Annotated in this window: 6 protein-coding genes; 2 read left to right on the top strand and 4 right to left on the bottom strand. The window is 38.0% G+C overall.

Features of this window, described 5'->3' with window-relative positions; genetic code table 11:
• Positions 1 to 175: 175 nt before the first annotated feature.
• The 4 genes from E1171_RS08360 to E1171_RS08345 form a co-directional block, all read right to left on the bottom strand.
• Positions 176 to 838 carry a phosphatidylserine decarboxylase family protein gene (locus tag E1171_RS08360; protein ID WP_155205554.1) on the bottom strand — a complete coding sequence of 221 codons (663 nt, stop codon included), beginning with the start codon at positions 836 to 838 and terminating at the stop codon, positions 176 to 178.
• A gap of 66 nt (positions 839 to 904) precedes the next feature.
• Positions 905 to 2,179 carry a Glu/Leu/Phe/Val family dehydrogenase gene (locus E1171_RS08355; RefSeq protein ID WP_155205553.1) on the bottom strand — a complete coding sequence of 425 codons (1,275 nt, stop codon included), beginning with the start codon at positions 2,177 to 2,179 and terminating at the stop codon, positions 905 to 907.
• 106 nt (positions 2,180 to 2,285) lie between these two features.
• A complete protein-coding gene (locus E1171_RS08350) occupies positions 2,286 to 3,116 on the bottom strand; it encodes a phosphatidate cytidylyltransferase (protein WP_155205552.1) in 831 nt (276 codons plus the stop codon).
• 138 nt (positions 3,117 to 3,254) lie between these two features.
• Positions 3,255 to 4,196 (bottom strand): CPBP family intramembrane glutamic endopeptidase, encoded by a 942-nt coding sequence (locus E1171_RS08345; RefSeq protein WP_155205551.1) that lies wholly within the window; start codon positions 4,194 to 4,196, stop codon positions 3,255 to 3,257.
• 38 nt (positions 4,197 to 4,234) lie between these two features.
• Here E1171_RS08345 and dusB point away from each other — a divergent pair, with 38 nt between their 5' ends.
• Positions 4,235 to 5,224, top strand: a complete 990-nt coding sequence (gene dusB / locus E1171_RS08340) for a tRNA dihydrouridine synthase DusB (RefSeq protein ID WP_155205550.1) — start codon at positions 4,235 to 4,237, stop codon at positions 5,222 to 5,224.
• A gap of 118 nt (positions 5,225 to 5,342) precedes the next feature.
• Positions 5,343 to 5,558 (top strand): EamA family transporter (locus E1171_RS24920; protein WP_187696340.1); only part of this gene is annotated, 216 nt, incomplete at its 3' end.

The raw sequence follows: 5,558 nt of genomic DNA, 5'->3' as shown, positions 1-5,558 counted from the left end.
TACAAAGATAAATCGAAGAACCGATCAGAAATGAACAGGATTAAAGGAAATTAAATTTCAGTTTAGAATTCCGAAAATAAAACTATTTAGTTTTCCTAAAAGGCATTCACCTATAAAAAACAAAGCCGTCTAGTATTAATAGACGGCTTTGTCACTTTCTACTTTATGATTCTTTTTAAGGCAATTCAGCAATCACTGTTTTTCCTCCTTTTGTTTTCTCTCCTATTTCCACCTTCACTTCCGCATCCAATGGCAAAAAGATATCAACTCTTGAGCCGAATTTAATAAATCCAAACTCTTCACCTTGTCTTACTGGATCACCAATATCAATATACCATTTAATACGACGAGCCAAAGCACCAGCAATTTGTCTGAACATCACTTCCACTCCATCCTCTGATTCCACTACAGTTGTAGTTCTCTCATTGTCAGTGCTGGATTTTGGATGCCAGGCTACCAGATAATCCCCAGCGTGGTACTTAAAATATTTAACAATTCCTGAAACCGGATTTCTATTTACGTGAACATTCACAGGCGACATAAAAATAGAAACCTGCTTCCGGTTATCCTTAAAATATTCGTTTTCAACGGTATTTTCAATGACTACCACTTTCCCATCAGCGGGAGCAATAATACATTTCGGATCAATTTCCGGTGATTTTATTCTGGGACTTCGGAAAAACTGTAAAATACAGAGGTAAAAAATCACCCCTGCTACCAGCAAAATATTCTGAAGTGCTTCTTGTTCTGGTAAAAAGTAAGATACCAGCAAGTTAACAATCACAAGAATTACAAAAAGATTAAATAATAGCTTACGTCCTTCTTTATGTATAACCATACAGTAAAAATAAGTGATATTGTATTAAAAAGACAGTATTAAGAATTTAAAAATTCCCCTACCGTCTTAGAAACCTCCACGATATTTATACGTTTTAGCCACCTTATCGATCGCCACAATATAGGCTGCTATTCTCATTGGAACCTTATATTCAATGGAAGCATTATAAACTCTTTCGAAAGCACTTTTCATAATCCTGTCCGAACGACGGTTTACTCTTTCACCAGTCCATTTATAACCCAGTCGGTTCTGTACCCACTCAAAATAAGAAACCGTTACACCTCCTGCATTCGCAAGGATATCAGGAGCAACCAGAATTCCTTTTTCGTTGATAATAGCATCAGCTTTAGCAGATGTAGGGCCATTAGCTCCCTCAACGATTAATTTAGCCTTAATTTTGTCTACGTTTTTCACCGTAATCACATCCTCTTTGGCTGCTGGAACTAAAACGTCTACTTCTAAATGAAACAATTCATCCGGGTCTATGTTCTCAGCCCCTTCAAAACCCTCCAATGTCCCTTTATTTTCATTTCTATATTCTATGGCTGCCTTTATATCAATTCCATTTTCATTGAAATAGGCTCCACTAATATCAGAAATACAAACTACTTTTACTCCTCTTTCCTCTAATAGTAAGGCTGCAAAAGAACCTACATTTCCAAATCCCTGGATCGCACACGTTGACTGATAAGGGTTAATTTTAAGTTTTTCCATGGCTGCTAATGCAGAAACCATTACACCACGACCAGTAGCCTCCGTTCGGCCAAGGGACCCTCCTAATACCAAAGGTTTACCTGTAACAACAGAGTTTACAGTCATACCTTGTGTTCTAGAAAATTCATCCATCATCCAGGCCATTTCACGTGGGCCTGTACCCATATCCGGAGCAGGAATATCTCTGTCAGGACCAAAAATTTCCAACATGGCAATAGTGTAGGCCCTTGTTAAACGTTCCATTTCACCCGCAGACATTTGTCGAGGATTACAACGAATTCCTCCTTTGGCGCCCCCATAAGGAATATCTACAACGGCACATTTCCAGGTCATCCAAGCTGCCAGGGCTTTTACCTCATCCAGATTCACTCCCATATCGTAGCGCACCCCTCCCTTTGAAGGTCCTAAAATATTAGAATGTATTACTCTGTATCCTTCGAATACCTGGATAGATCCATCGTCCATTGTAATCGGCAAAGATACCAACACCTGCTTTACAGGGGTTTTCAATACATTATAAACCTCATTATCCAGACCTAAGGCCTGAGAAGCAATCTGAAACCTTGACATCATTGACTCAAAAGGATTTTCCTTGTCCTTAATTGGAGCCGGTTCTATATATGCCATAACCTCGTATAGTTATAATTGTAAAATTTAGAATGCTGATTTAAACCCCTTTAAGGGCGATACAAGCGCAATATTAGTGTTTTTTTTAATTAGTAACCTCAACGCCTTAAAATAATTTTAGAAAAACAGCAGCATAAGGTGCTATTAATAGAAGACCATCGAAACGGTCCAAAAAGCCACCATGCCCTGGAATTGTACTGGCTGAATCTTTTATGGAAATACTTCGCTTAAATAGAGACTCTATCAAATCCCCATAAGTTCCTGCTACAGCAGTAATTAATGATAAAACGACCCATTGCCATAGTTGAAGATCAACAAAATAGTAGGAAATAATGAAACACATTCCTAAAGCCCCTGCGGTTCCTCCCATAAAACCTTCCCAGGATTTCTTTGGAGACACACGTTCAAAAAGTCTCCTTTTGCCAAATCGGGAACCAAAAAAATAGGCAAATGTATCACTGGACCAAAGCATTAGTAAAATGCCAAGTGGAATTTCAAAACTATATTTTCCTCGCGAAAAGGCCGTCACATTAAATAAAGTTAGCGGAATAGCCACATAGAAAATCCCCAAAAGAGTAAAAGCTGCAGCCGTAAAAGGCTTCTTCCTTTTATCGTCATATAATACCAAGAAGAAAACAGCTGAAAGCAAGGGAATGTATAATAAATAAAACTTTGAATCCAAAAGGCTCATCTCCACTAAAAAGTTAATGATAAAGATCATTAAACCAGAAATTATGCCATAAACGGCTAAAGGTGACTTCCCATCCAATTCCGATAATTGATAAAATTCGCGCATACTCATTCCACTGATGAGTAGCAGCACCACCAAGTAGCTCCATTCACTCCAGGAAACTGCAGCAATAATGATCAGTGAACCCGCAAGCCCTGCAAATAAACGTTCTTTTAGATTACTGTATCTTTTTGAACCAGTTGTCATTTATATATCTTCTTATGACTTAAAAAATCTTTCTTTCGGAACCTTATCCCTATAAATAGCCGAAAAGTCTCCACTTTTTTTATCTTAATAATGATACTTCTTTAATATTACCTTCCAAAGAAGGTAGTTATCCACACCTCAATTGACACGGCTTTGAGGAGAAAAATACTTTTTAAAACTCCACAAAAACCATAAGCCGATCAGCAAACATATTCCCAAAATTGGCCAAGGTAAAGTTTCTACAGAATCCAAATCATAACTAGTATGACCAATTTGAAAAAGATATAGAAAAAACAAAGTAAAGCCATTATTAATAAAATGCCCCAACATCGGAAATACCAAACTTCCCGACCAATAATACAAGTACCCAAACAACACGCCAAGCATCATTCTCGGTAATAAACCATAAAATTGAAAGTGAATAAAACCAAAAATAAATGCCGCTAACCAGATGGCCACATGTGGATTTCGGCAAATTCTCATCAAATGGTGTTGAAGAAGTCCCCTGAACAAAAATTCTTCTCCAATGGCAGGAATTAAAGCCATCACCAACATCGCCGAAGAAAAATCTCCAAAAGAATGAAAAGTCGTGAGAAATTCGGTGAGCTCTTTTAATTGCTCCTCCTTCGCCATTGCATATTGCTCAAAGCCTTTTAAAAACGAAGGAAATTTAAGATTAGCATTCCACTCGATAAGAATAGAATTCACCATCATAAAAGCAATCACCCCTACTACTGTCAAAAGAATGGGCATTAATCTCAGAACTTTGACGTTAAAAAATTCACGCAGGGGTTTTCTTTGTATAAACCGTATAAAAAGCCAAGGGGCAAGAATAAAAGTTCCAATTGCAGAAGTGGCCTGAATTACAATCAAAACGTCCTTTGATTCAGGATGTTGCGTAATGTGCATAAGGCCTTTTGTAACTTTTTCAGGATCAAAATTAAAAAAAGGAAGTACTAATAAAAATCCTAAAAAATTGGACACCAAAAGTCCTGTAAGTGTAAAAATAAAAAGCAGAAACAAGGAGGTCCAAGGATTGCGATCTTCAGATAAATCTACTTTATGCTCGAATTTATTCATAATTGCCGTAAATTTACGGTAAAAATTCAAAATTAAAATTGGTAAAGATAGGAAACTTAGAGTTGGGAGAGTTCCCTCTATTACTGGCACCCATGGAGGATGTTAGTGATCCGCCCTTTCGGGCAGTATGTAAGGAGAACGGTGCAGATTTGATGTATACAGAGTTTATTTCTGCAGAAGGACTAATAAGAGATGCCGCTAAAAGTGTTCAGAAACTCGATATTTATGATTATGAACGCCCTATTGGGATTCAAATCTTTGGCGAAAAAATAGAATCAATGCGCCAGGCAGCTGCCATTGCAGAGGCTGCTCAACCTGAAATTCTGGATATTAATTACGGTTGTCCGGTAAAAAAAGTAGCTGGTAAAGGTGCAGGGGCAGGTATTTTACTGGACATTGACAAAATGCAGGCCATGACAAAAGAGATTGTTAATCAGGTCTCTATTCCTGTAACCGTAAAAACCCGTTTGGGCTGGGATGAAAACACCATCAGGATTGTAGAAGTAGCCAAACGGTTGCAAGATGTGGGGGTACAGGCTATCACCATACATGGACGGACCCGAAAACAAATGTACAAAGGTGTTGCCAATTGGGAAAAAATCGCTGAAGTAAAAAATCACCCGGATATTCATATTCCCATCTTTGGCAATGGCGACATCGATTCACCTGAAAAAGCCCTGGAATACCGAAATAAATATGGAGTTGATGGAATTATGATTGGCCGTGCCTCCATTGGTTATCCCTGGATTTTTCGAGAAATAAAGCATTATTTTGAAACAGGCGAAAAACTTACCGGGCCTGACCTTCAAGAAAGAGTACAAGTAGCCCTGAAACATTTGGAATTTTCTGTAGAATGGAAAGGAGAACGGAAAGGCTTGTTGGAAATGCGCCGCCATTATACAAATTATTTCAGGGGAATACCCAATTTCAAGCCATATCGCAGTAAATTAGTTGAGTCTGAAAATTTTCTGGAGGTAAAAAATTTATTGGAGGAAATCGCTGAGGTTTTTGAAAATGCTTACGCTTAACGGTCTATGGAGGAGGCTCATCTAGTCCCAAAAAAGCTAAAAAGTGGCATGAGAAACCTGATGACTGAATTATTCAGTCTTTTTAAGAAATGCACTCCTACTGTAACTCTCAGGACTTATTGGAATTTTAATTCCTACGTTCCTGTTCGCCACAGCCCAAACACGACTTGACAGTGCAATTTCAGGAGTATTAAATGTCTTAACCCCCATTTTGGTGTTGGTTATAGGAACCCTCACCTTTAAACAAAAAGTGGATTGGAAGAATAAGGTTGGCATTATTGTTGGTTTTATCGTGACTTCCATTTTAATGTTTGCTGGTTCAAAAGAAAATAGG

The organism is Xanthovirga aplysinae, assembly GCF_009711365.1.
GTDB lineage: Bacteria > Bacteroidota > Bacteroidia > Cytophagales > Cyclobacteriaceae > Xanthovirga > Xanthovirga aplysinae.
This window is presented reverse-complemented; position numbering and strand designations above follow the sequence as displayed.